This window comes from Pseudomonas sp. FSL W5-0203 (assembly GCF_001896155.1).
GTDB classification, from domain to species: Bacteria; Pseudomonadota; Gammaproteobacteria; order Pseudomonadales; family Pseudomonadaceae; genus Aquipseudomonas; species Aquipseudomonas paracarnis.
This window is the reverse complement of record NZ_MPOR01000012.1, coordinates 109,353-135,317: the sequence shown is the minus strand read 5'-3', so window position 1 is coordinate 135,317 and position 25,965 is coordinate 109,353. Positions and strand designations below refer to the sequence as shown.

Annotated in this window: 20 protein-coding genes, 3 tRNA genes and 2 pseudogenes; 13 read left to right on the top strand and 12 right to left on the bottom strand. The window is 60.4% G+C overall.

The genetic code is table 11. The features are described 5' to 3' along the window. Positions 1 to 46 precede the first annotated feature (46 nt). Both BOP96_RS13795 and BOP96_RS13790 read right to left on the bottom strand, forming a co-directional pair. The gene (locus tag BOP96_RS13795) at positions 47 to 664 is read right to left on the bottom strand and encodes a glutathione S-transferase family protein (protein WP_073453081.1); all 618 of its coding nucleotides are present in this window, start codon (positions 662 to 664) and stop codon (positions 47 to 49) included. Between the two features lie 56 nt (positions 665 to 720). Then, the gene (locus tag BOP96_RS13790; RefSeq protein ID WP_019817270.1) at positions 721 to 1,380 is read right to left on the bottom strand and encodes a transglutaminase-like domain-containing protein; all 660 of its coding nucleotides are present in this window, start codon (positions 1,378 to 1,380) and stop codon (positions 721 to 723) included. A gap of 190 nt (positions 1,381 to 1,570) precedes the next feature. Here BOP96_RS13790 and BOP96_RS13785 point away from each other — a divergent pair, with 190 nt between their 5' ends. Continuing rightward, positions 1,571 to 4,018 (top strand): acyl-CoA dehydrogenase, encoded by a 2,448-nt coding sequence (locus BOP96_RS13785; RefSeq protein WP_014717779.1) that lies wholly within the window; start codon positions 1,571 to 1,573, stop codon positions 4,016 to 4,018. Positions 4,019 to 4,093: 75 nt separating this feature from the next. After that, positions 4,094 to 4,501, top strand: a complete 408-nt coding sequence (locus tag BOP96_RS13780) for a PA2817 family protein (protein WP_003190109.1) — start codon at positions 4,094 to 4,096, stop codon at positions 4,499 to 4,501. A gap of 129 nt (positions 4,502 to 4,630) precedes the next feature. Here the strand turns inward: BOP96_RS13780 and BOP96_RS13775 are convergent, their stop codons facing one another. Next, positions 4,631 to 5,563, bottom strand: a complete 933-nt coding sequence (locus tag BOP96_RS13775) for a LysR family transcriptional regulator (RefSeq protein ID WP_014717778.1) — start codon at positions 5,561 to 5,563, stop codon at positions 4,631 to 4,633. 89 nt (positions 5,564 to 5,652) lie between these two features. Here BOP96_RS13775 and BOP96_RS13770 point away from each other — a divergent pair, with 89 nt between their 5' ends. Continuing rightward, a complete protein-coding gene (locus tag BOP96_RS13770) occupies positions 5,653 to 6,297 on the top strand; it encodes a hypothetical protein (protein WP_073453079.1) in 645 nt (214 codons plus the stop codon). Positions 6,298 to 6,435: 138 nt separating this feature from the next. Here the strand turns inward: BOP96_RS13770 and BOP96_RS13765 are convergent. Next, a pseudogene (locus BOP96_RS13765) lies at positions 6,436 to 8,009 on the bottom strand (alkaline phosphatase D family protein). Further along, complete coding sequence (locus BOP96_RS13760) at positions 8,006 to 8,560, bottom strand: GNAT family N-acetyltransferase (protein ID WP_014717775.1); 555 nt, start codon at positions 8,558 to 8,560, stop codon at positions 8,006 to 8,008. Before BOP96_RS13760 ends, BOP96_RS13765 begins: the two are co-directional and overlap by 4 nt. Before the next feature lie 190 nt (positions 8,561 to 8,750). On the opposite strand from BOP96_RS13760, the gene BOP96_RS13755 reads away from it, so the two are divergent. The 6 genes from BOP96_RS13755 (at position 8,751) to BOP96_RS13730 (ending at position 15,981) form a co-directional block, all read left to right on the top strand. Then, the gene (locus tag BOP96_RS13755) at positions 8,751 to 9,158 is read left to right on the top strand and encodes an ExbD/TolR family protein (RefSeq protein WP_014717774.1); all 408 of its coding nucleotides are present in this window, start codon (positions 8,751 to 8,753) and stop codon (positions 9,156 to 9,158) included. A gap of 2 nt (positions 9,159 to 9,160) precedes the next feature. Further along, the gene (locus BOP96_RS13750; RefSeq protein WP_073453077.1) at positions 9,161 to 9,889 is read left to right on the top strand and encodes an energy transducer TonB family protein; all 729 of its coding nucleotides are present in this window, start codon (positions 9,161 to 9,163) and stop codon (positions 9,887 to 9,889) included. A 24-nt stretch (positions 9,890 to 9,913) separates the two neighbouring features. Further along, the gene (locus tag BOP96_RS13745; RefSeq protein ID WP_014717772.1) at positions 9,914 to 12,199 is read left to right on the top strand and encodes a TonB-dependent receptor; all 2,286 of its coding nucleotides are present in this window, start codon (positions 9,914 to 9,916) and stop codon (positions 12,197 to 12,199) included. 25 nt (positions 12,200 to 12,224) lie between these two features. Then, positions 12,225 to 12,872 carry a MotA/TolQ/ExbB proton channel family protein gene (locus BOP96_RS13740; RefSeq protein WP_003190096.1) on the top strand — a complete coding sequence of 216 codons (648 nt, stop codon included), beginning with the start codon at positions 12,225 to 12,227 and terminating at the stop codon, positions 12,870 to 12,872. 56 nt (positions 12,873 to 12,928) lie between these two features. Next, positions 12,929 to 14,146 (top strand): phospholipase D-like domain-containing protein, encoded by a 1,218-nt coding sequence (locus BOP96_RS13735; protein ID WP_014717770.1) that lies wholly within the window; start codon positions 12,929 to 12,931, stop codon positions 14,144 to 14,146. Between the two features lie 95 nt (positions 14,147 to 14,241). Next, complete coding sequence (locus BOP96_RS13730) at positions 14,242 to 15,981, top strand: dipeptidase (protein ID WP_014717769.1); 1,740 nt, start codon at positions 14,242 to 14,244, stop codon at positions 15,979 to 15,981. 536 nt (positions 15,982 to 16,517) lie between these two features. Here BOP96_RS13730 and BOP96_RS13725 read toward each other — a convergent pair. Then, positions 16,518 to 18,179: a M24 family metallopeptidase gene (locus BOP96_RS13725; protein ID WP_073453075.1), complete on the bottom strand. Its 1,662-nt coding sequence runs from the start codon at positions 18,177 to 18,179 to the stop codon at positions 16,518 to 16,520. A gap of 77 nt (positions 18,180 to 18,256) precedes the next feature. Here BOP96_RS13725 and pdxR point away from each other — a divergent pair, with 77 nt between their 5' ends. Further along, positions 18,257 to 19,747 (top strand): MocR-like pyridoxine biosynthesis transcription factor PdxR, encoded by a 1,491-nt coding sequence (gene pdxR / locus BOP96_RS13720; protein ID WP_019816690.1) that lies wholly within the window; start codon positions 18,257 to 18,259, stop codon positions 19,745 to 19,747. 5 nt (positions 19,748 to 19,752) lie between these two features. Here pdxR and gltS read toward each other — a convergent pair whose 3' ends face one another. The 3 genes from gltS to BOP96_RS13705 form a co-directional block, all read right to left on the bottom strand. Further along, complete coding sequence (gene gltS, locus BOP96_RS13715) at positions 19,753 to 20,964, bottom strand: sodium/glutamate symporter (RefSeq protein ID WP_014717766.1); 1,212 nt, start codon at positions 20,962 to 20,964, stop codon at positions 19,753 to 19,755. Positions 20,965 to 21,128: 164 nt separating this feature from the next. Beyond that, complete coding sequence (locus BOP96_RS13710) at positions 21,129 to 21,416, bottom strand: hypothetical protein (protein WP_014717765.1); 288 nt, start codon at positions 21,414 to 21,416, stop codon at positions 21,129 to 21,131. A gap of 28 nt (positions 21,417 to 21,444) precedes the next feature. Continuing rightward, positions 21,445 to 22,548, bottom strand: a complete 1,104-nt coding sequence (locus BOP96_RS13705; RefSeq protein ID WP_014717764.1) for a polyamine ABC transporter substrate-binding protein — start codon at positions 22,546 to 22,548, stop codon at positions 21,445 to 21,447. Positions 22,549 to 22,685: 137 nt separating this feature from the next. Here BOP96_RS13705 and BOP96_RS13700 point away from each other — a divergent pair. After that, positions 22,686 to 23,342, top strand: a pseudogene (locus BOP96_RS13700) (helix-turn-helix transcriptional regulator); the annotation flags it as partial. Positions 23,343 to 23,375: 33 nt separating this feature from the next. Here BOP96_RS13700 and BOP96_RS13695 read toward each other — a convergent pair. The 3 genes from BOP96_RS13695 to BOP96_RS13685 form a co-directional block, all read right to left on the bottom strand. Next, positions 23,376 to 23,451, bottom strand: a tRNA-Glu gene (locus BOP96_RS13695). A gap of 105 nt (positions 23,452 to 23,556) precedes the next feature. Next, positions 23,557 to 23,632: transfer RNA gene (locus BOP96_RS13690), tRNA-Gly, on the bottom strand. A gap of 3 nt (positions 23,633 to 23,635) precedes the next feature. Further along, a tRNA-Glu gene (locus tag BOP96_RS13685) sits at positions 23,636 to 23,711 on the bottom strand. A 359-nt stretch (positions 23,712 to 24,070) separates the two neighbouring features. On the opposite strand from BOP96_RS13685, the gene BOP96_RS13680 reads away from it, so the two are divergent. Together BOP96_RS13680 and BOP96_RS13675 are read left to right on the top strand one after the other, a co-directional pair. Further along, a complete protein-coding gene (locus BOP96_RS13680) occupies positions 24,071 to 24,841 on the top strand; it encodes a hypothetical protein (RefSeq protein WP_032872063.1) in 771 nt (256 codons plus the stop codon). A gap of 309 nt (positions 24,842 to 25,150) precedes the next feature. After that, the gene (locus BOP96_RS13675; RefSeq protein WP_073453073.1) at positions 25,151 to 25,963 is read left to right on the top strand and encodes an alpha/beta fold hydrolase; all 813 of its coding nucleotides are present in this window, start codon (positions 25,151 to 25,153) and stop codon (positions 25,961 to 25,963) included. Positions 25,964 to 25,965: the final 2 nt, after the last annotated feature.

Below are 25,965 nucleotides of genomic sequence, written 5' to 3'. Positions count from 1 at the left end.
CTTGCCCATGCCGCACAAGTACAGTCACCCGTATTAATAGTGTGTATTAAGTCAACGCGGTCATCACCGCCTTGCGGTAGGCCGGGCGCTGTTGCAAGCGCTGGTACCAGGCCTCCAGATTCGGCATTGCCGGGCGTTCGATGGGCATCTCGAACCAGGCGTAGATGAAGCAGCCCAAGGGAATATCGCCCATGCCGAACGCCTGGCCGGACAGGTAGGGTTGCTCGGCGAGGGCTTGTTCGACGGTTTTGAGCGCGTCGATACAGGCTTGGCGCCCGGCATTGATGCTGTCCCAGTTTTGCTGGTCAGCCGGGGTGCGCACGATGCCCCAGAACACCGCCTTGAACGGGTCGGCGAGCGTGGAAGTGGTCCAGTCCATCCACTTTTCGGCGTTGGCCCGGGCTTGCAAGTCGTTGGGGTAAAAGTCCGATGCCTGCTTGGCGCACAGGTAACGCACGATGGTGTTGGACTCCCACAGCACAAAGTCGCCATCTTCGATCACCGGCACCCGGCCATTGGGGTTCATGGCCCGGTATTGGGGGGTATCGACCACACCAAAAGCCCCGCCCGCATCAATTGCTTCATAGTCCAGGCCGAGTTCCTCGGCGCACCACAGTGCTTTCCTGACGTTTGATGAATTTTTACGACCCCAGATCTTCAGCATGACCGCGCCTTATTGTGGATGAACTTGGCTGGATGAAGGCAGCAGCATACGCCGGTTCAGCCGCGGCTTAAATCGCTCTGCATATCGCCGAGCAGGGTGGGCGCATCGTCGGCAAACAGGTGCGGGTAGCACTGACGGATATGCCCGAAGAAAAATGCTTCAGGCACGTCAGCAAATTGCCCGTGGTCCACCACGTACTCCATCGAACGCTGACCCTGGCGATTGAACGCGTGGAACACGCTGTCGTGCAGGCCATCGAATTCCAGCGGCGGCACGTCGAACACCTCGCACAGTTGCTGGTTGAACGCCGGAGTGGCCTTGACCCAGCGGCCGTTCAGGTAAAGCTCGGTATAACCGTGCATGGCGAACACGTCACTCTTGAGCAGCGCGAGCAGCCGCGGTGTGGACAGGTGGTTGCGCACGTCCGCCAGGCCAATGCGTGCGGGAATGCCGCAGTGGCGCGCGCAAGCGGCGAGCAACGTAGCTTTGGGCACACAGTAGCTTTCGCCGGCCGCCAGGGCGAAGCTGGCGCTCAAGGTGTTGGGGTCACGGCTGAAGGTATAGGGGTTGTAGCGAATGGCCTCACGCACCGCGTAGTAAAGACTGACTGCCTGGTCACTTAAATCCGGGCGGGTTCCGCGATGTTTCTCGGCGAACTCCACCACCACAGGGTGGTCACTATCGATGAAGCGGCTGGGACTCAAGTACGTATTCATGAGCTTGATCTCCGAGGGGAGCCTGGAGTTTAACCACCAGGCCTGCCAGAGAGATAACGACGATTCGGCCAAATGCCGGCGCCGGCTGATGGGTTGCCCAGTACACCTTGTTACACCCTGATCACCCGGCTTGTTCGGATGCCGACTAAGCTCCCTGGTGGTTTCGCCCCTGGTTCACGGAGGATTGAATATGCTGTTGTTGTGGATACTGGTGCTGGTGGTCGGCATTGCCTACCTGGCACACCGCCGTACTGCCCCCCTGCCCGCCCTGGGCGTGGTCGCCGTCTACCTGCTGGCGATGGGCGCCTGGAGCCACGCACCGGGTTGGCTGCTGCTGATCTTCTGGGTGCTCCTGGCCGTGGTGGCCGCGCCTTTGTTGCTGCCCGACCTGCGCCGCCAATACTTCACCAAGCCGCTGTTCAGCTGGTTCCAGAAAGTGCTGCCGCCGATGTCCGAGACCGAGCGCGATGCGATCGATGCCGGTACCGTATGGTGGGATGGCGAACTGTTCAGTGGCCGCCCCGACTGGGACAAATTGCTGGCCTACCCCAAGGCGCAATTGACCGAGGAAGAGCAGGCGTTCATCGACGGCCCCACCGAAGAACTCTGCGCCATGGTCAGCGACTGGGAAATCGGCCAGGCCATGGACCTGCCGCCGCAAGCCTGGGAACACATCAAGACCCATGGTTTCTTCGCCCTGATCATTCCCAAGGAGTACGGTGGCAAGGGCTTCTCCGCCTATGCCCACTCCCAGGTTGCCATGAAGCTCGCGACCCGCAGCGGTGACCTGGCCTCCACCGTGATGGTCCCCAACTCCCTCGGCCCCGCCGAACTGCTGCTGCACTACGGCACCGACGAACAACGTAACCACTACCTGCCGCGCCTGGCCCGCGGCGACGACATTCCGTGCTTCGCCCTCACCGGCCCGCTGGCCGGCTCCGATGCGGGCGCCATGCCCGACACCGGGGTGATCTGCAAAGGGGAATGGGAAGGTAAGGAAACCCTCGGCCTGCGCCTGAACTGGGAAAAGCGCTACATCACCCTCGGCCCGGTCGCGACCTTGCTCGGTCTGGCCTTCAAGGCTTATGACCCAGACCACCTGCTGGGTGAGGAAGAGGACCTGGGCATCAGCCTCGCGTTGATTCCTACCGACACCCCTGGCGTGGAAATCGGCCGTCGTCACCTGCCGCTTGGCGCCGCCTTCATGAACGGCCCCAACTCCGGCAAGGATGTGTTTATCCCTCTGGAATACCTGATCGGTGGCCAGGAGATGCTCGGCAAGGGCTGGATGATGCTGATGAACTGCCTGTCGGTCGGCCGTTCGATCTCGCTGCCCGCCGTCGGCACTGGCGCTGCCAAGTTCACCAGCCTGGTGACCGGCCAATACGCCCAGGTGCGCGAACAGTTCAACGTACCGCTGTCGGCCTTCGAAGGGATCCAGGAAGCCCTGGCACGCATCGGTGGCAACGCCTGGCTGATGGACAGTGCGCGCATGCTCACCGCCAACGCCGTGGACCTGGGCGAGAAGCCGTCAGTGTTGTCGGCGATCCTCAAGTACCACCTGACCGAGCGTGGCCGTGAGTGCATCAGCCACGCCATGGACGTGCACGGCGGCAAGGGCATCATCATGGGCCCCAACAACTACCTGGGCCGCAACTGGCAGGGCGCACCGATTTTCATCACCGTGGAAGGCGCCAATATCCTCTCGCGTAACCTGATGATCTTCGGCCAGGGCGCCATTCGCTGCCACCCCTTCGTGCTCAAGGAAATGGCCCTGGCCGGCCGCGAAGACCATGACCAGGCGTTGAAGGAATTCGACGGCCTGCTGATGCAACACATCGGCTTTGCCGTCAGCAACGCCGCCAGCACCCTGGTGCTGAACCTGGGCTTCGGGCACTTCGAAAAAGCCCCGGGCAACCGGTTGAGCCAGGGCTACTTCCGTGCCCTGAACCGCCAGGCGGCTGCGTTTGCCCTGCTGGCCGACCTGAGCATGATGTTGCTGGGTGGCGAGCTCAAGCGCCGCGAACGCCTGTCCGCCCGCCTGGGTGATGTGCTGAGCCACATGTACCTGGCCTCGGCGGCGCTCAAGCGTTATCACGACCTGGACTCGCCGGACCATCTGGAGCCGCTGTTTGCCTGGGCCATGGAAGAAAGCCTGGGCGAATCGGAACGCGCACTGGATGAGCTGCTGAGCAACTTCCCGAACAAGGTGCTGGGCTGCCTGCTGCGGGTGATCGTGTTCCCATTCGGGCGTCGTCATACCGGCCCGTCCGATGCGCTGGATGCCGAAGTGGCAGCCGTGATCGGCCGCGCCAAGGGCGACCCGACCCTGGAAGAATTGCTGGCCGGCTGTTATCGCCCGCAATCAGCAGAAGATCCCGTGGGCGCCCTGCAACATGCCTACGACCTGCTCGGTGCCAGCCACCCCTTGCAGAAAAAACTCCACAGCGCGCTCAAAAGCGGCCAGGTCAAGCCGGCTGCCGGCGAGCATGCCATCGACGCGGCCCTGCAGGCCGGCGTGCTGCAACCGGCCGAGGCGCAAACCCTGCGCGATGCCGAGGCGGCGCGACGCAAGGTGATCGACGTGGATGATTTCAGCAAGGAAGAGCTGATGCAGGCAGAAGGTAAAGTCCGCTGAGTCGAGCGGTCATATAAAAACGGGCGCGAGAGGCTTATACTCTCGCGCCCGTTTTTGCTTTAGAGGCCTTATCTCGTGTCCAACGTCGTTGCCGATCATCTCGTCTTGCTCGACCACTTGCGCAGCATCCTGGTTGCCGTCGGCGAAGCCGAACAGGTACCCGAGGAAAGCCACTCGCTGTTCCTGGAGCGTTTCGACGAACTGCGCGCCCTGTTGCCAATCGACCCGATCGAAAGCCAGTACCTGGGCCAGGACCTGATGAGCCAGGTCATCCTGCGCTACCCGCAAATCGCCCACCTGGTGCCCCGCGACCTGCTGTGGTTCTTTGGCGGCGACTGCCTGCACTTCATGCCCGACGAAGAACTGGACCTGTACCAGGCCCTGGAAGAACGTCGCTATGAAGCCGAACAGAACGACGAACCGTTCGACTGGAACCAGGAAAAACAGCTGCTGGCGATGCCTCAGGACCAGAGCAAACACTGACGACTATGCTCGTTCCTACGCTCTGCGTGGGAACCTATCCTGTGACGCTCTGCGTCACCCGTGCACAGGCATAAAGGCAGGACGCGGAGCGTCCACCCACGCAGAGCGTGGGAACGAGCAACCGCGCTCCTACCGCCGCCGCAGCGTGGGTTCCTTGGCCATGCACTCCACCAGATAATCGATAAACACCCGCAACTTCGGCGGTAGGTACCGTGTGGGCGAATGCAGCAGCCACGCCTCGCCATGATACGAGGCAATAAAATCCCACCCCGGCAACACCTGCACCAACTCCCCCGCTTCCAATGCATGCCGCGCGGTGAAATACGGCAAGCTGGCAATCCCGACATGCTGCAACGCCGCCTCCAGCCGCACCCCGGTGTGGTTCGCCGCATACCGGCCGCGTACGCCGACCGTTACCGCCTTGCCAGCCTGGCGAAACTTCCAGCGTGAATCTCCCGGTGTTTCACCCAGATAAATGCAACTGTGCCCAAGCAGATCATGGGGATGGCTCGGTGTACCGTGCTCGGCCAGATATTGCGGCGTCGCGCACAACAAATGTTCGATGGGCAACAGCTGGCGCCCGACCAAGCCTGGCGGTGGGCTGTCGGTGATGCGGATGCTCAAGTCGACGTTGTCGTCGATCAAATCCACATGCCTATCTTCCAGGATCAATTGCACATCCACCTTGGGATAGCGCCGCAAAAATTCCGGCATATGCGGGTGCACCACAAATCGCCCCACCGCCTTGGGCACACTGACCCGCACCAGCCCCTCGGCTTCATGGGTAAATTGCCCACTGATTTCCATCACCGAGCGCGCCGCATTGACCATCTCCTGGCAACGCTTGAACACCTCCTCGCCGCCCTCGCTCAGGCGCAGCTTGCGCGTGGTGCGTTGCAGCAGGCGCGTGGCCAGGGCTTGTTCCAGGCGCGAGATGCTGCGGCTCACCGCCGAAGGTGAAACGCTGAGTTGCCGCGCCGCTTCGGAGAAGCTGCCGGTTTCCACGACCTTGACGAAAATCGCCATTTCACCCAATAACGGTAAAGGAAGATTGATGCTCATGACGCACAGGTCCATTGATAATTGAGCGGATTATCACCCATCTGCGCACTATTTATACTGCCCACAGAACCCTGATGCGGATGTAAATAATGACCGAGCGCCTGTTTTTTACCCACGACCACCTGACGGCCGAGCTGGAAGTGCTCAGTTGCACCCCGCACGAAGAGCAATTCGCCGTGATTGTGCAGTCGACCATTTTCCATCCCCAAGGCGGCGGCCAGCCGTTCGACACCGGCTGGCTCGGCGATAGCCAGGTACTGCGGGTCGTGCAGGAAGCCGAACAGGTGGTGCACTACGTCGACCAGCCCCTGGAACCAGGACCCGCCACTGCACGAGTCGACGCACAGCGGCGCGCCTTGCACACTCGTCTGCATTCGGCGGGGCACTTAATTGGCAATGCCGGCGAACGCCTGGGCTGGATGCCGATCAAGGCTCACCACTGGCCCGGCGAAGGCAAGATCACCTTTATCCGTGGCCAGACCGCGCAAGACATGGATGCGCAGACGCTCCAGCAGTGGGTCAACACATGGATCGCCGCCGACTATCCCCGCTATATGACGCTGGAAGATGGCACCCGCGAAGTCGGCTTCGGCGAATTACCGGCTTACGCCTGTGGTGGCACTCATGTCCAAGCGCTGAGCGAACTGGGCCAGGTAACGATCCTGGCGTTGTCGGAGAAAAAAGGCGCGCTCTCGGTGCGCTATGAAATCAATGCGGGAGGAGGCTTGCCTTAATGCCATTCAGTTAAGCTCAGTTCCCCTGTGGGAGCTGGCTTGCCTGCGAAAGCGTTAGTGCAGTAGCAGATGCAGTGACTGACACACCGCTATCGGGGGCAAGCCCCCTCCCACATTGGATCGCCCCAAAGAAACAGGCTACACGGCAATCGCCCCCGCCCTGCTCGGCTCAACCATGAACGACTTCAACGTCGACACCGTCGCCGCCGGGTCACGCGGATCACTGATCGCACGAAAATTCGTCAACATGCTATTGGCCGCCAACTCCACCGACACATACCCACGCTGGCGACTGTCGAAAAACTTCACATGGGGGTTGAGCGGCATGATCTTCATGAACGCGTCATAGGGAGGGCCATCTGAGGTGACCGACGAGCCAACAAACTCGGTGGCGACCACCGCCGAGTCCGGCCTTTCTGCGTCGGCATGCAGGTCGGTGGCCCAGAACGAATGAATATCCCCTCCCCAGAACACCGGGTTCTTCACGCGATTGCGCACGATCGACGCCAGCATCCGTGAGCGGTTCGCCATGTAGCCATCCCAGCCATCGGTCCAGCGGCCAAGCTTATGGTTGGTGAGGTCACGCTGCATCAGCGGCGCCACCAGCAGGTCTTGTGCGATCACATTCCACTGCGCTCCAGACTGGGCAAAGCCCTGATCCAGCCAGGCTTCCTGCTGCCAGCCGAGCAACGTGCGGCCAGGGTCACGCAGGTCGCTGCAGGGGGCGGTGACAATATGCCCCTGGTGGCTGCCATTGGCCGCGATGCACGGTTGCTCGGAACGGTACTGGCGACCGTCGAGCACATGGAAACGCGCAAGCCGGCCGTAATCCAGGCGCCGGTAAATGCGCATGTCCGGCCCCTTCGGCACGCTGCTGGCACGCAGGGGCATGTGTTCGTAAAACGCCTGATAAGCCGCCGCGCGTTGTTTGAAAAACTGCGCCACCGTCACTTTCGGGTCCTGGGACCAGCGGTTGGCGTAGTCATTCTGTACTTCGTGGTCGTCCCAGGAACGATGCTAGGGGCTGCGGCGTGCAGGGCCTGCAGGTCTGGATCAGTCTTGTAGAGTGCGTAGCGGTTGCGGTAATCACTCAGGCTTTGCGCGTTGCCGCTGCCGTGAGAACGAAACACCTTGCCCGACTCCGCCGCATAGGAGCTGTCGTAGATGTAATCACCGAGGAAAAACACCAGGTCCGGGTGCTCGGCGGCAAGGTGTCGGTAGGCGCTGAAGTAACCGCGCTCCCAATGCGAGCAGGACACAAACCCCAGCCGGGCCGAGGCCATGGCCTGCAACGGCGGCATCGTGCGCGACTGGCCCACCGGGCTCTGCGCACCGAGCCCTTCAAACTGGTACCAATACGGCCGATCTGCCGCCAGCCCCGCCACCTCGACATGCACCGCATGAGCGAAACGCGGCGTCGCCAATACTTCGCCCTGCTTCACAATGCGCGTCATCGCCGCATCGCTGGCCACCCGCCAGCGCACCGGCACCGAGCGACTCAGGCCGCCACGGCCATCCGCGGCGTTGAACAACGGCGCCAGGCGCGTCCAGATCACAAAGCCATCTGGCAACGGGTCGCCGGAAGCCACGCCGAGGGTGAACGGATAATCCACCCCGGCACTGCGCGCAAACGGGCTGAGGATGGAAAAGGCGGTAGCGACCACCAACCCGCCGAGGACCCGGCGTCGGCCGTGGTCGACGTCGCCGCTCACAAGCAGCGCTCCCAGTCATCACGCACGCTGGCAAACCCGAGCAAGTCCTCATACACGCCGTTCTTCAGGAACGCCTGGTGCATGCAGCCTTCATAGCGCAGGCCGATCTTCTCCATGACCCGCGCCGATTCCTTGTTGCGCGCGAAACACTGGCTGCCCACGCGCTGCAACCCTAGCGCCTCGAAGCCGAAATCCATCACCGCGCTCGCCGCTTCTGCCGCATACCCCTGGTTACGGCAGTGCGCCGCCACCCAGCCACCCAAGTGCCCATAGTGATGGCGAGCATTGATGCGCAGGCTGACCATGCCGACCAATTCGTCGGTGCCGCGCACATGCATCCCCAGGTTCAGCAGTTCACCAGTGCGGTACTTGTCGGCGGCCCCGGCAATAAAATCCTGGGCGGTTTCCAGGGTGTAGGGCGATGGAATGTTCGCCGTGTTGTCGGCAATTTTCGGCCCGTTGGCAAGCGTGAAAAGCACCTGCGCCTGGTGCATATGCAGGGCGCGTAACAGCAGTCGCGGGGTCGTCAATTGAGGCAGTGCAGTGGGCATGGGAGCCGGCTCTCAAGATAAATTTCTCAAGCATGGAGGCCCCGAGTGTCAGTTTCATTACGCCCGAAAACTGACCGGTAAGTTTTCTGAAAGACGCGTCCTAGAGCCTCTAAACGGTCAATTAAAGTTAACCAATCGGTCATTTTTGGCTGTTAGCGTTTTGCCCCTAATTCAATGACGGGGTAACGGAATGAGAACCTGGGACGAACCCAAGAAACGCAAGGCGCACATCGAGCTGATCCCGATGATCGACGTGATGATGTTCCTGCTGGTGTTTTTCGTACTGGTGAGCCTGAACGTGATTCCCGCGCTCGGCATGAAGACCCAATTGCCCAGCGCCAGCAGTTCGCAGCAGCTCAAGCCGCAAAACAAATTCATCCTCACCCTGGGCCTGGAAGGCCAGTTGCAACTGGACGGCAAGGACCTGACGGTGGAGGCCCTGGTGCCGGCGCTGAAGGCGGCCGAGAAGCCCGATACCAAGTCGACGATCATCGTCAACAGCGATAAAGGCGTGGAGGTTTCGCGCCTGGTGGAAGTGATGGACACCCTGCGCCTGGGTGGCTTCACCTCCGTGTCCATTGCTACGCGTAAGTCCTGACCATGTACGTTCTGTTTCGCGTGCGTCAGCTGCTGGGCAGTGTGCCGGCCCTGATCGCCCTGGTGCTGATTGCACTGGGTATCCAGTCCCAGACGTTGAAGGTCGAGCCGGTGTATGACGAGTCGGCGGTCGAATTGGCCTTGGTCGAGCCGGAACCGCAAGTCATACCGGAACCGGTGGTGGAGCAAGAACCGCCGCCGCCGATGATCGAAGAGGAAGAGGCCGAGCCGGCGCCCCCGCCGCCACCGCCCAAGCCGCTGCCCAAACCCAAACCTGAACCCAAGCCAAAACCTGTGCCCAAGCCTGCCCCCGTGGTCGCCAAGCCCGTGCCGACGCCGCCACCGGTGGCCGCCAAGCCAGCCCCGGCCGTCGTCACCCAAGCGGCACCGACGCCTGCCCCACCGGCGCCACCGAAGGTCGATGGCCAGGCCCTGGAAAGCGGTTACCTCAAAGGCTTGCGCAACGAACTGGACACCTACAAGCAGTACCCCACCGGGCGCCAGGCGTCCCTCGAACGCCCGAGCGGCGAGGTGGTGGTGTGGTTGCTGGTAGACCGTCAAGGCCGTGTCCTCGACTCGGGTTTACAAACCCAGGCCTCGAGCATGCTGCTCAACCGGGCCGCCACCAATAGCTTGCGTCGCATCAAGCAAGTCAAACCGTTCCCCGAGCAAGCCTTCGGGGGGCGCAATGAGCAGCGCTTCACCGCCACCTTCAACTACAGCGTGCAATAAGCACCCGACACCAGGACGACAGTGATGAAGTTCACCCGTATTCATCTGGCACTAGTGGCCGCGACCAGCATGACCCAGGGAATGGTCATGGCAGAGACCAGCGACAGTGACGTCGGCACCATTGGGGTACAAGGCAAGGCGACCGCAGGAGGCGGTTACATGGTGCCGGAGGAAAGCATCAAGGGCCGCTCCACGGTAACCAAGGAAGCACTGGATAAACAGGCGGCCACCGGCAATGCCATCGACAAGCTCAAGTACACCCCCGGCTTGAACATCTCCAGTGAAGACAACACTGGCCTGTCGGGCTTTCGCTTCACCATGCGCGGCATGAACTCCGACCAGGTGGGCATGTCGGTGGACGGCATGCCGATCAATGATTCGGGCAACTACGCGCTGTATTCCAACCTGCTGGGCGATCCGGAAAACATCGACCAGATCTTCGTCACCCAGGGCGCTGCGGAATCCGACGGCCCGCACATTGGTTCCAGCGGCGGCAACATTGGCATCGTCACGATTCGCCCGACCAAGGAAACCGGTGCCTTCGTCAAACAGGTCGTCGGCAGCAACGCCACGCGCAAGACTTTTGCCCGCCTCAACACCGGCGAAATCAACGGCCTGAGCAACTGGCTGTCGGTGTCCCACACAGAAGGTGAAATGTGGCGCGGCTCGGGCGCGGTACGCGCGGACAAGGTGGAGTGGAACAGCTTTTTCGACGCTGGCAATGGCAACACCGCCAACCTGATCCTCAAGTACCACGAGCAGGACAACAACAGTTACAGCCAGTTGACCAAGGCGCAGTTCCAGCAATATGGCCGCAAGTACGACCCTTACCCTGCCACCCCGAGCGTGGGCAGCAACGGCAAATACAACAGCTATTACGCCCTGGCGCAGAACCCGTTCCAGACCTTCACCGCCGTGCTCAACACCCAGTTCAAACTGGCCGATAACCTCGCGCTGTCCGTGATCCCGTATTACTACTGGGGCAATGGCAGCGGCGTCGGTTCATCCAGCTATGCCCTCAACCGTGGCTCCAACCAGGGCGGTGTGTTCGACCTCGGCAACCTGCCCACGGCCGCCCAATACAACGCCGACGGCACACCCAACAGCGGCGTGTACTACCGCCCTTCACGCACGCAAACCTGGCGTCCGGGTATCACCACCAAACTGACCTGGGACCTTGGCGACCACAGCCTGCAATTCGGCTACTGGTACGAGCGCGCACGCCAGAGTCAAACCCAGCCGTTCATTCCGCTCAAGAGCAACGGCAAGCCAGTGGACACCTGGCCGGACTCCAACAGCGCCATCGTCGATGCCAACGGCAACACCGTGCAGGGCCGCGACCGTTTCACCGTGACGCCAGCGCAAAAGGTCTGGGCCCAGGACACCTGGTACATCAACCCGGACTGGACCTTCATCGCAGGCCTGGCCTACATGAACGTCGAGCGTGAAGGCACCAACCACGGCAGCCTCAACGAACGCCCGGAAAAACGTAACCAGACCTACAACAAACTGCTGCCCAACGCCGGCCTGAAATACCAGCTGGACGAGCGTGACCAGTTGTTCTACAGCGTGTCGCGCAACATGCGCGTGCCGCAGAACTACGTGCTCTACGACAAAGGCGCCGGCTCGATCGACGCCGAGCCGGAAACCAGCTGGAACCATGAACTGGGCTGGCGCTACAGCGGCGACGACATGAGCCTGGCCGCCACCCTGTTCTACATGGACTTCAAGAACCGCCAGGTGTCGTCCCGGGACATCAACGGCGACTTTGCCGACATCAACGCCGGCTCCGTGGTCAACAAAGGCCTGGAGCTGGAGTGGAGCGGCCAGTTGCCCCACCACTTCAATTACTACACCTCCTACACCTACACCAAGGCCGAGCAGCAGGATGACTTGACCGTCTACAACGCCGGCAAACCCATCGTGCTGCCCACCAGTGGCAAGCAGTTCGCCAACGTGCCCAAGAACATGCTGGCGGCCAACATCGGTTATGACGACGGGCGCTTCTACGGCACCTTCGGCGGCAAGTACACCAGCAAGCTCTACGGCGACCTGACCAACGACGAGGCGATTTCCGGTCGCACCGTGTTCAACCTCGGCGCCGGTATTTACCTGCCGGTGGACAAGAAGGTGGTCAAGGACGCGACCCTGCGCCTGAACGTCGACAACCTGTTCGACAAGAAATACCTGGACGGCGTGTACACCACCAAGACCAACGCGGCCAGCTACAGCGGCTTCCGCGATGGCGACCCGGCGTACATCGTCGGCCTGGACCGTACCGTCACGGTTTCGCTGGAAGCGAATTTCTAAGACTCACCCCAAGAGGAACACCATCATGGATATGAACCTGCTCCACGACGTCACCTTCTATGTGATGTACGCGGCGATGGCCATTGCGATCTTCATCGCCATCGAACGCGGTATCTACTTCGCCTACGTACGCCGCCAGGCACGCGCATTGATCGACGCCCTGGGCGCCAATGTGCACAGCGAGCGTGACCTGCCGGAAAACCTGACCCGTCGCGACAGCCTGCCGCTGAACATGATCTTGCCGGTGCTGGCCCAGAAGGCAACCCACGGTTCGCGCAAAGACCTGGACGACGAAATCGATACCCAGTACCTGAAGACGCGCGCCCCACTGGCCCGCAGCCTGTGGATCATCGAGACCATCACCACCGCCGCCCCGCTGCTGGGCCTGCTGGGCACCATTCTCGGCATCATCGACACCTTCAAGGCACTGGCCACCGCAGGCGTGTCGGACCCAGGGCAGATATCCGGGGGTATCGGGACGGCGTTGTTCGCCACGGGATTAGGTATCGCCATCGCACTGTTTTGCGTGGTGTTTCACAACTTCTTCCAAGACAGCCTGGAGCGCATCAACGACCAGTTGAAGATCCTGTTGATCCGCGCCGCCACCGGTGCCCGCGCACAGGATGAAGTGCCCCATCGCGTGCCCACCCCGCTGCACAGCCGCACGGCTTGACCTACAGGGCGGGCGCCTTGGGCGCTCGCCTTTTCCTTTGGTGCGATGAGACGCTTATGTCCCTTTCGATGAAGTTGCGTATCGCCGGCCTCACCGGCTTGCTCCTCAGTCCGCTGGCCCAGGCGGACTTTTCCATTCCAGGCTTTGAACTGGTGCATACCGTACCCGTGGACACCGCCCTGGGCACCGACGATCTGCGCCAGCCCGGCCCGGTATGGATCGAGCTGTTCGACGGCGCCAAAAGCCGCATTGATATCGGCCAATTCTATGCCGCGGACCACCCTGGTTCGGTGATGAATACGGTGCTTGAACACCTGGAAGCCGCCGGCAAACGCGGCGTGAAGATTCGTTTCCTGCTCGAAGAAAAAGGCATCAAGCTGTCGGATGCCGCCACCCTGGAACGCTTGCGCGCCATTCCCAACCTGACCTTGCGCGTGCTGCCCTACGGGCAACTGAGCGGCGGCATCATCCACGCCAAGTACCTGCTGGTGGATGGCAAGCAGGCGTTTGTCGGCAGTCAGAATTTCGACTGGCGCGCCCTGGAGCATATCCACGAAACCGGGCTGCGCATCACTGACGAAACGGTGGTGGGCCAGGTGCAGGCGATCTTCGAGCAAGACTGGCAAGCCCAGGCCGCGCTGGCGGGTAAACAACCGGTGCCGCTACCCGCCAGCGGCCCGGCACCCGCACGTACCGGCAACTACCTGGTGGCCAGCCCGCAACGCTACAACCCGCCCGGCGTGGGCGACTCACAGCTGGAACTGCCGCGCCTGCTGGGCGAAGCCAAAAAAGAAGTACGCGTGCAATTGCTCGACTACGCGCCGCTGTCCTACGGACCGGATCGAACCCGGCCGTACTACGCGGTGATCGACAACGCCGTGCGCGCTGCTGCTGCCCGTGGCGTGTTGATCAAGCTGATGGTATCCAACTGGAACACCGACCCGCTGGAACTGCCTTATCTCAAGAGCCTGGCGGTACTGCCCAATGTCGAGATCAAGATCGTCACCCTGCCCGAAGCCAAGCAAGGCTTCATCCCTTATGCGCGGGTGATCCACAGCAAAACCATGGAGATCGACGGCCAAGTGGCGTGGGTCGGCACCAGCAATTGGTTGGGCGGCTACCTGGATAATTCGCGCAATCTGGAAGTGGTGATGCGCAGTGAGGCGATGGCCAAGCGCGTAGGCCAATTGCATGAACAACTGTGGGATGGGCCTTACGCTAGAGCCTTGAGCGTGACGGAGGAGTATCCCGCGGCCCATCCTGGCCAGCATTGACCTTGGGCACCTGAGTAATGGTAGTGTGTGGAAATGTTTCTGACTCTTCCGTCAGAAACCTCCTACTCACTACCTGCAAAGGAATGCCTTTAACCATGCACTTTCCACTGAAAAAACTGGTGGCTGCCACCTTGTTCGCCGCGAGCCTGTCGGCAGTTGCCACTCCCGCATCCGCTAACATCACCGCAGACCAAAGCGCAGCCATCCTGAAGCATTTCAGCGAGAACTCGGCCACCGATTTTCGCAGTTTCCTCGGCACCCTGGCCAAGAGCGAACTGGGCAAATCGGCTGACACCGGCCCTGCTATCAGCGCGTTTCTGGGCAACAAAACCCTGAGCGCCGAGCAGCAGAACGAGATCAATCGCCTGCTGGGCATTTATACCCGCGTGAAGTACGGCAAAGCCGCGCTCGAAACCCTGCGCGAACTCGTGGAAATCCCCACGTTCAACGTGGACGGCCTGCCACAGTATAAAAACCCGGAATTCCTCAAGATCGCGGCGAAGATCGAGGCCTTGGCCAAGTCCTTCAACCTGAACTTCCGTAACGTCGATAATCGCGTGTACGAAATTTCCCTGGAGGGCAGCGGTGATGACGTCGTGGGTGTGCATGCGCATGCCGATGTGGTGCCCGTGACTCCGGAAAACTGGGTGCTGCAAGACGGTACCAAACTCGACCCGTTCAAGGTCACGCTGATTGGCGACCGCATGTATGGCCGCGGTACCGAGGATGACAAGAACGGCATCGTGGTGACGATGTACGCCATGAAAGTCATCAAGGAAGAAAAACTGCCATTGGCGCGCACGTTCAAGCTGCTGGTGGACACCACTGAAGAAACCGCCGGTGATGCCATTCCTTACTACTTCGAACGCAATCCCGTGCCGCAATACAACCTGGCGCTGGATGGCGGTTACCCGGTGGTGATCGCCGAGAAAGGCTCGGGTACGGTCATGGCCACCTTCCCGGTGCGCAAGGGCGAAGGCAAAGGCGCGCAAATCATCGCGATGACCGGCGGCAAGGCGAACAACCAGATTCCATCGGCCTCGGTGGCCACGCTGGTCAGCGATACGCCAGCCGAATTGGCCGCCAGCTTGCAACAGGCCGGTGACGACTATGCCAAGCGCAATGGTGGCAATTTCCAGGTGACGGCCAAGGTCGATGGCAAGGACGTCAAACTCACGGTTACCGGCGTATCCGCTCACTCCTCCGAGCCTGAAACCGGGGTCAACCCGGTGGCGCGTATGCTGGACCTGATCCACAGCCTCGACGGCAAGGTCGCCCTCCAGCACAACCACATCACCGATGCCGCGCGGTATGCCGCCGACAACTGGGGCCTGGATTACCTGGGCGGCAAATTGGGTGTGGGCTACGCGGATGATTTCATGGGGCCGTTGACCACCTCGCTGACGTTTGTGGGGCAGGATGACAAAGCCTTCAAACTGGCCGTGAACCTGCGCGCACCGAAAGGTAAAACCCCGGAGGCGCTCAAGGCGCAAATCGAGCAGAAGCTGAACACCTGGGACAAGAACGCCAAGGTCAACGTGAGCTTCACTTACTCGCTGGACACGCCGATGTACCGCAACCCTGAAGGGGAATGGGTAAAAGCCTTGCTGGCAGTGGCCACTGAAAACCTGGGCATGGCGCACAAGTTCGGCACCTCGGCCGGCGCAACCTCGGTGCACGACCTGCCCAACGGCGTGCAATTCGGCCTGGCCCGCCCGGAAGAGAAGTACACCGGGCACACTGACAGTGAGTTCAAGACGGTTGAACAGTTCTTGCTGGACCTGCAGATCGTCACCGAAATGATGGGCCGCGTCGGGCAATTGCCGAAGCTCTGACCCAGTTGAAGCCCCAGCGAGGCTGCGATGGCGGCGGTACAGGCAACTTCTTTAGCGCCTGAACCACCGCTTTCGCAGCCTCGCTAAAGCTCGGGAGATCGGCGTATGTGGAATCACGCTTTGCAGGGCCATCGAGCCAAACACAACTCCCGACAACAACACCGCCCCAATGTGGGAGCTGTCGGGCCCCGGTGAGGCTGCGATGGCGCCGGCACAGTCAACCTCTTCATCGCCTGAACCACCGCTATCGCAGCCTCGCTAAAGCTCGACAGCTCCCACAGGGGATCGGCTGTGTATATGGAATCCCGCCTTGCAGGGCCATCGAGCCAAGCACAACTCCCGACAACAACACCGCCCCAATGTGGGAGCTGTCGAGCCCCAGCGAGGCTGCGATGGCGGCGGCACAGGCACCCTCTTCAGCGCCTGAACCACCGCTTTCGCAGCCTCGCTAAAGCTCGACAGCTCCCACAGGAGATCGGCGGTGTGGGTGAGATCTCGCTTTGCAGGGCTATCGCGCCAAGCACAACTTGGCAACATCAGCCTTGCAACATCAGCATGTCTTCAAAGAAACCACCGACCGACTCAGTGGGATGGCACAGCTGTATTTCCAGCACCCAGGCCATTTCACTCGGTGGGATCTCCAGGTCAGCCAACACTTTGCTCTCGAACAACGCATGGGGGAAATCTGCAAGGCGGTGCCCTGCCAGGTTGCGTGCCAATCTCCAGCCTTTGGACAGGGCGCTCTGCTCGGCGAAGTCGTAGAGTTCACGCCCAGTCAGGCCACGCAGCCACGCCTGGCGTGTTTCATCAAACACTTCGTGCACGGCCGTTTTGCAGGCCTGGTGCAACGGCGCATCGCCGAACACAAACGTATCGCCATAGTCCCCTTCGTAGCCATCCCACACCGGGCCAAGATCGACCACGGCAATGTCATTAGCGCGCAGCCTGCGCTGACGATCAACACCCTCGCGCGGTGGGCGCACAGTGTCGGCGCCAAAACGAATGTAGGTCGGATGCCAGGTGTGCGAAGCGCCCATGGCCTGCAGTTGCCTTGCGGCCATCTCAAGGGCCTCGCCGGTGGTCATGCCGATCTTCAACTGGCTGGCAATGGCCCCCAGGGCACGCATGGATTTTTCCCGCGCAGCCAACATGCCGTCCAAGGAATAACGCGGGCCGACTTTCTCCCAGACCGGGTCGAACGACAGGGAAACCGTTTCCGCACTTGACCGACCACTGGCAACAAACGCCTCCGCGATAAACCGGTGGCTAGCCAACCCCGCTTCAAGGCAATGGGTGCGCACCTGGCTGAGCATTGCACCATTACCGCACGCATACACCTGGACCTGCTCCCAGTGATGCCCGTGACCCGATGCAACCTCCTGCACCCTGCCCTCTGATGACCGCACGGGATGCCAGCGAAAACGGGGATGCTCAAGCATCGCGTGGTCGAGGAAGACGCTGTCATAAAAGTCCGCCGATTGCGCGCCCCCCCAATACAACGTCACTTCGACATCGCGCTTGAGCGCGGTCAGCAGGATCGGCTTGATGCCCGCGTAACCAGTGCCCGTGGCAAATAGGACCACGGGCGCCGCCTCTTCGTCCTGCCAGGTACAGGCACCAAACGGCCCTTCCACGTGAAGACGCTCACCCGCGCCGAGATCACCCAGGATACCCTCGGAAAAGTACCCGCCACTCACCCTTCGAATCTGGAAGATCAACCGCCCTTCATCATCGGCGGGCAGGTTGGCAACCGAAAAGCAGCGCGTGTCACCGTCCGCCAGGCGGAACTTGAGGTATTGACCAGGCCGCACCGCCACTGGGCTTTCGGGTATCAATACCAACTCGATCACATCGGGGCCCAGCGCACGCCTGCTATGCACTTGCGCCGCCACTACCAGCGCGGGCGTATCCAGCGACCAGCCGGGAATACGCAGGCGCATGTCGCCGCAGGCGTGGCTCTGGCATAACAACATTTCATTGGCTGCCAGAGGATAAGAAGGCGCCGGCGCACCCGGCGCAAGGCGCTTGGCCCGGTACGCACCTTCGGCGACCACCACCTTGCACGAACCGCAGGCGCCACGGCGGCAGGAGAACGGCACGGCCAAGCCGCTGGCGAGCATGGCGTCGAGCAAGAGTTCATCGCCCGCTTCAAAGATTTTCCCCGAGGGCGACAGTTCGATGACATGACGTTTATTCATAAAGACCTCGGGATAAGTAAGGCTTGATTGTTGCGCTAGACTAGGCCCATTAAAACCTCCAGATTTGGATACTTCAGATGGTCCAGATGCGTAAATGGCGTCCACTGCTCCGGCTTGAAGAAGGTGCAAGCCAGGCGACTTACCGCAAGATCGCCGAAGGCTTGGTCAATGCCATCCTCGAAGGCCGCCTGCCGCCCGGGACGTTACTGCCGGGCACGCGGGAAATGGCACACTTGCTCGACGTCAACCGCAAGACGGTGATCCTGGCCTACGAAGAAGCCATGACCAAGGGCTGGCTGATCAGCGAGCCGCGCCGTGGCACCTTCGTCAATGCGCAGTTGACACCCACGCAACTGCCCAGCGTTACACAACCGTCTTTCGCACCGCAATTACTGCACCAACCAGCGGTACCCTATTTCACCCATAACGCCCAAGTGGTCGCGCTTGAGCATCGACACGGCGCGCTGTTTTTCGACAACGGCACCAGCGACCACCGCCTGCTGCCCCAGGCCGTTTTGCACCGTTACTATCGCCATGCATTGCGCAACAGTTTCGCCTCCAATACCGTGCGTTACGGGAGTGAGGGCACCGGCTATCATTTGCGCTGTGCCCTGGCCGAGATGCTGCGTAACAACCGTGGGCTGACGGTCACTGCCGAAAATATCTGCCTGACCCAGGGCACCCAGATGTCCCTGTACCTGAGCGCCAGCCTGCTGCTCAAGCCCGGCGACGTGGTACTGGTGGAACGCTTGAGCTACCCACCGGCCTGGGAAATTTTCCGTCAGCTCGGGGCTCAGTTGGTCACGGTCGACATCGACGATGAAGGTTGTCGCACCGACCAGGTCGAGCGCTTATGCCGTGAGCATAAGGTGCGCATGATTTACCTCACGCCCCATCACCAGTTCCCCACCACCGTGAGCCTGCATGCCGCCCGCCGGCAACACTTGCTGGCGTTGGCCGCGCTGCATGACTTGTGCATTATCGAAGAGGACTACGACCACGAATATCATTTCAGTGGCCGCCCTTACCTACCGCTGGCCAGTGACCGCGCCCAACGCCATGTGCTGTATATCGGCTCGTTGTCCAAAGTGCTGGGCTCGACGTTCCGCTGCAGCTATATCGTCGCGCCCACCTCTGTGATTGAAGCCCTGCAGCGCAATGCCGCGCTGATGTTGGGCGATGCCGACGCGGTCGCTCAAGCCATGCTGGCAGACCTGATCAATGACGGGGAGTTGAAGAAGCATGTGCGCCGCGTGTCGAAAGAATATCGGGCGCGCCGATCCGTGCTGCAGGACTGCCTGGACCAGGCGTTTGGCGCTCGCATACAGGTGCGCGAACCCGAGGGGGGCTTGGCGCTATGGGTACGTTTCGAGGAAGAAATAGACGTCGATAAGTTGGCAAGCGCCGCATTGGACCACGGCGTCGTGGTGCGCAGCGGTCGTCAGTTTTCACCCAACGACCAGCCGGTAAACGCGCTGCGCCTGGGCTTTGCCTCCCTCGACCGGGATGAAATCCAGCAAGCCACGCGGCGCCTGGCCCAGGCGATGAACGCCGTAGGCAGGCGTTGAAAAACTTACCCAGCGGCCCCCAGGAACGGCAGCGCCAGATACAATTTGATCACCACCGCATTGGCGATATCGATGAAGAACGCGCCCACCATCGGCACCACCAGAAACGCGATCTGCGAGGGCCCGAAGCGCTGCGTTACCGCCTGCATATTGGCAATCGCCGTGGGCGTTGCGCCAAGCCCGAAGCCGCAATGGCCTGCCGCCAGCACCGCCGCATCGTAGTTGCGGCCCATCACCCGGAACGTCACGAAAATCGCGAACAGCGCCATCAGCAATGCCTGTGCGGCCAGCAGAATGACAATCGGCAAAGCCAGTGCCGCCAAGTCCCAGAGCTTGAGTGACATCAGCGCCATCGCCAGGAACAACGACAAACTGACATTGCCCAGCACCGAGACTTCGCGCTCGAACACCTGATGCCAGCCGAGCATCGACAGCCCATTGCGCAGCACCACACCGACGAACAATACGCACACGAACGTCGGCAATTCGAACGCGGTGCCTTGGATGGCGGCATTCAACAAGTTGCCGCCCTGCAGACTGATCGCCACCAGCGCCAGGGTCTCGATAAACGAAAACGCGGTGATCAGGCGCTCTTCATTCGGTTGTTCGAACCCCTTGGCCAGGCTCGACTGCGGTTGCCCAATACCTGGCACCTCGACCCGCTTGATCAGAAAACGCGCCACGGGCCCGCCGATCAGGCCACCGAGCACCAGGCCAAAGGTCGCCGAGGCAATCGCCAGTTCAGACGCAGACGCCACGCCATACTGCTCACTGAACACCGCGCCCCAGGCCGCACCGGTGCCATGCCCACCGGACAGAGTCACCGAACCCGCAAGCAGGCCCATCAATGGGTCAAGCCCGAGCGCCGAGGCCAGCGCGATACCCATGGCGTTTTGCACCACCAGCAAGCCCGTTACCACCAGCAGAAACACCGCCAGGATCCGCCCGCCTTTCTTCAGGCTGGCAAAATCGGCGTTCAAACCGATGGTGGCAAAGAACGCCAGCATCAAGGGGGTTTGCAATGAAGGATCGAAGCGTACTTCGATATCGGCAAACCCGCGCAACGCCAGGAGCAGCATGGCGACCAACAGGCCACCGGCTACGGGTTCCGGAATGTTGTAGGTACGTAAGAAGCCGATGCGAGCCACAAGCCCGCGCCCCAGCAATAGCACCAGTGAAGCGGCAACGAGGGTTGAATAGAAATCGAGTTGAAGCATCCGGTCAGTTCTCTGAAGTGGACAAGGAGAATGGGTGGCCAGAGTAGAGAGCACAGGGCGAAAAGGCATCCACCCTACAAAAAACACAGACTTTCCCTACAAGCTTCACAATAATAACCTACAACCGCCTGCACCTCGCCCATCCAGAGATACGCACAGTAGACTTATCGACGACGCCTTCGCAGCAGAGGCCAGTTTGAGGCGATCTCACCCGGCTCAGCGTCACGCCCTGCGACTCGCACCAGATCTGGAAACTCAAGCAACAGGGCACGATTACCCCGGCCAATGTGCTCCATCACCGCCAGGGTAATATTTTCCCGCACCATGCCCGTCGAAACGTAGTACATGGCCCAGGCCTGTTCTGGCGTACACAGGCCGATCTGCTCTTCAATCTCTTTGTAGGCCTTGTAGTCGTCCGACTCTAAATAGCGCTGATCACCACCCTGGCGCATGCTGTCTCCCTCCCCGACCTCGTCCCCGTCACGTACCGCTTTTGACCTTGGTCCAGACCCGTGTGCGAATGCGCTCCGCCTTCAGCGGCAAGGGCTCAAGCGGAACCAGTGTGGCCATGGTCTTTTTATCGGGATAGATCCAAGGGTTATCCCGCAACTTTTGTTCGACGAACTCAGTGGCGTCTTTATTGGCGTTGGGATAGAGCATGTAGTTGGATGTCTTGGCTATCACCTGTGGCCGCAGCATGTAGTTGATGAACGCCAGAGCTGCCTTTGGGTGGCGAGCGTCCTTGAGCAACACCCAGTTTTCAGACCAGACCAAGGCGCCTTCGCGCGGCAGGCTGTAGGCAATCTTGCGGCCACTGTTGGACTTTTCATTAATCGCCTGCGCCGCCAGGGCACCATTGGCCCAGCCGACGACTGCACAGATATTGCCGTCCGCCAGGTCGGTGTCGATTCTGGACGAATCGAAATAGAGCACATAGGGACGGATTTTCAACAACAGCGCCTGGGCCTTCTGGTAATCCTCGGGATCAGTGCTGTTGCTGGGCAGCCCCAGGTAGTGCAGGGCAATGGAAATGATCTCGCTGGGGGAGTCGAGCATGGCCACGCCACAAGACTTGAGCTTGCTGATGTTTTCTTCTTTGAAGATCAGGTCCCAGCTGTCCACCGGGGCGTCATCGCCCAGCGCCGCCTTGACTTTATCCACGTCGTAGCCAATGCCGGTGGTGCCCCAGACATAGGGCACGGCGTAGCGGTTACCGGGGTCATTGACCGCCAGCAGGGAGAGGATGTCAGGGTCGATGTGCGAAAGGTTACTCAACTGCGCGCGGTCCAGCGGCTGCAGCACCCCGGCCTTGATCAAGCCCGGCAATACATTGGAGGTGGCCACCACCAGGTCATAGCCGGTGCGCCCAGCCATGACCTTGCTCTGCATGATTTCGGCGCTGTCGAAAGCATCCATATGCAGCTTGATGCCGGTCTCCTGCTGGAATTGCTTGGGCGTCTGCGGTTCAAGAAACCCGAACCAGTTATACAGATACACCGAAGATTCAGCGGCGGCTGCGGGCGTGCTGATTGCAGCGCCCATAAGCGAAGCTAAAAAAATAGCTCGCAAGTGTGCTCGACTCATATGACTATCCCTGTCCACACGACGCGCCCTCATGGCTATCGTAAGCTCGGGGTGAATATACCGAGCCTCGGCGAATAGTAAATACCTACAAGTACTTAGCTCTGGCCTGCAAAGCCCTAACCCTAAAGGGGTAGAACATGTCGCTTGACCTTCATAGCCTGGCTTGGCACCGATCGGTTGGAAAACTGATCATGCAGCTCGATCGCCCTGAGTTCTGGAGTTCGTTGATTCGCGTATTGAATGAATATGTGCAGATAGACAATTGGGTGGTGCTGGTTTTTGGCGACCACGCAGTGCGTGTGATCAGCCTGCCCGAAGTAGCAGACAGCGAAGAAATCGACGCCTTTATTCACCGCTATGTGAAAGGCCTGTATCTGCTGGACCCGTTTTATATCGCTGATCGAGAAAACCCACAGAGCGGGTTCTTCCATCTGCTCGACATTGCGCCGGAACACTTCCGGGAAACCGAGTACTACCAGCAATATTTCGCGCAATACATCTCGGTCGATGAGGCGCAATACAATGTAAGGCTCGATGCCGGTACAACGCTGTGCATGTCGTTTGGCAGCAACCTGCGATTCACCCAGGCGCAGATAACGGTATTGGACATGATCAAGCCGTGGGTAACGGCAATGATGCATCAACGCATGGGCTTTGAAACTGACCCGGCAAAAAATCTTGCCGAGCCGGCCCCATGGGCTGAGGCACTTACTCAGTTGGAAGCACAAGTAACGGCACGTGAAAAGGACGTACTCAAGTTACTGCTCAGTGGGTTCTCCAACAAAGAGATCGCGGTCGTGCTCTACCAACTGAGCTATTCCCGCAAATGGCGTCCCCTAGGGGACTCGAACCCCTGTTACCGCCGTGAAAGGGCGGTGTCCTAGGCCACTAGACGAAGGGGACACGCTACTGAAACACATGGTGTGTGTTCCAGTGCCCAGAGGCCTTGTCCGAAGACTTGGTCCTGGTTTCACTCAATGCCGCCCGAAGGCCACACTGCTTGTAAATTGGAGCGGGAAACGAGACTCGAACTCGCGACCCCGACCTTGGCAAGGTCGTGCTCTACCAACTGAGCTATTCCCGCATATGGCGTCCCCTAGGGGACTCGAACCCCTGTTACCGCCGTGAAAGGGCGGTGTCCTAGGCCACTAGACGAAGGGGACACACGTACAACATTCACTCCCTACCGCGTTTCGCTGTGTGCTTTACGCTGTAAGTGGCGCGCATTCTATGGATGGATTGAAAGGTCGTCAACCCCCAAGGATAAATTTATTTAAATCAATGACTTCGCCATGGTTTCACGGCCTTCGCGGGCATTGGCACCGTCCGAGCCTTGACGCCTATATTCTGGCGTTCGACAAGACGCTATAGTTCACCCAGGCAAATGATGGCAATGTGCATCCATTCAGGGAACGCCTACTTATATAGAAGAAATCACCTGGGCAACTGGTCGATCGGTCCTATCCGCCGGATGACCCAGTCACTACACTCCACAGCAAACCCTATTAAAGAGGTCACACCAGTGACACCACTCATGATCACCCTGCTGGTAATAGCCGGGATCGTAATACTGATCGCCATTGGCTACATGAACCACGTGGTGGAAAACAACAAGCTGGAAAAGAAGCGTACCGAGATCGAGCTTAACGATCGGCTGCGTCGCTGCGGTGAAATTACCGAGACCTTCCCCGGCCAACTGATGACCCCAGCGCTCAAGCTGTTGCTGGCTCGCCTGGAACTGAACGTCAACCAGCGCCTGTTGAATCTCAACAAGTCCAGCACACCGCTCAAGGCGCGTATCACCGAACTGAATGCGCTGATCGCCCAAGGCGAATCGATTCCGGTGGCCAACCCACCGGCACCGATCCAGACCGAAGCCAAGGCCAAGGACGTGCGCTTCCTGCTCGAAGCCCTGCACGGCCAAGTCACCCGCGCCGCGCAGGATGGCTTCCTGCCGACCAACGAAGCCAAGCACTGGATCAAGGAAATCCGTCATATCCTGGTGCTGCTGCACATCGAGTTTTTCAACAACCTCGGCCAGCACGCCCTGCTGCAAGGCCAACCCGGCCAGGCACGCCTGGCGTTCGAGCGCGGCGTGCAGTACCTGCGCAAACAACCGGAGCCGGTGCTCTACAGCGCCCAGTTGCAACTGCTGGAGTCCCAACTGGCGCGCGCCAACTCCACAGTGCTGACCAACAGCCAGCCTGCCGAGGACGAAGTCAACGAGTTGACCGAGGGCTTGAAAGTTGTTGACGCTGACGCCGAGTGGAAGAAGAAAGCTATTTACGATTGATGGCAACGCGAGCGCAATGCTCAAAGCAACGAAGGTCAAAGGTGGGGCTTGCCGGCGACGACGTCGGTTCAGCAAGGATTGATGTTGACTGACCCGCCGCTTTCGCGAGCAAGCCCGCACACAGTTCGATGGTGGGGTGTCAGGTAGATCAGCATCGGCTGGCAGGCCTTTATCGCAGGCAAGCCAGCTCCCACAATGGGGCCGCTAAGGAAAATCCGATTCTGCCACATGCCATTAATATGACCCTATCCCCCCGCCCCCGACTAGCGTAAAAAAGTGCCCCTCACTCCGTGAAACTAGAGGCCTGTTATGCCTGTCGCCGTGATTGATGGACAACCGCTGCACTATATCGACCAGGGCGCCGGCCCCGTCGTGCTACTGGGTTCGAGTTACCTGTGGGCCAGCGACATGTGGGCGCCGCAGATTGAAGCGCTGTCGCAGCAATACCGTGTGATCGTCCCCGAGTTGTGGGGCCACGGTGAGTCCGGGCCGTTGCCAGCAAACACCCATTCCCTGGATGACCTCGCCCGCCAGGCCCTGGCGCTGCTGGATCACCTGAGCATCGAGCAAGCCAACCTGGTGGGCCTCTCGGTCGGCGGCATGTGGGGCGCACGCCTGGCGCTGCTGGCTCCCGAGCGCATCAACAGCGTGGTGCTGATGGACACCTACCTAGGGGCTGAACCCGAAGCAACGCGCCAGTACTATTTCTCGCTGTTCAAGATGATTGAAGACGCCGGGGCGATCCCCGAACCGTTGCTGGATGTGATCGCACCGATCTTCTTCCGCCCGAACATCGACCGCGAATCCGCGCTGTACCAGGACTTTCGCCAGTCACTGCAAGGCTTCCCCAAAGAACGCTTGCTGGACAGTATCGTGCCACTGGGCCGCCTGATCTTCAGCCGCAAAGACATCTTGGCGCACTTACCTGCATTGGACTCCGACACCACCCTGGTGATGTGCGGCGAGCAGGACAAACCCCGGCCACCCGCCGAGTCCGAGGAAATGGCCGACCTGATCGGTTGCAGCCTGATCCTGATCCCCGAAGCCGGGCATATCTCCAGCCGCGAGAACCCGGATTTCGTCAACGAGGCGCTGCTGACCTTCCTCGCCAACCACGCCTGATC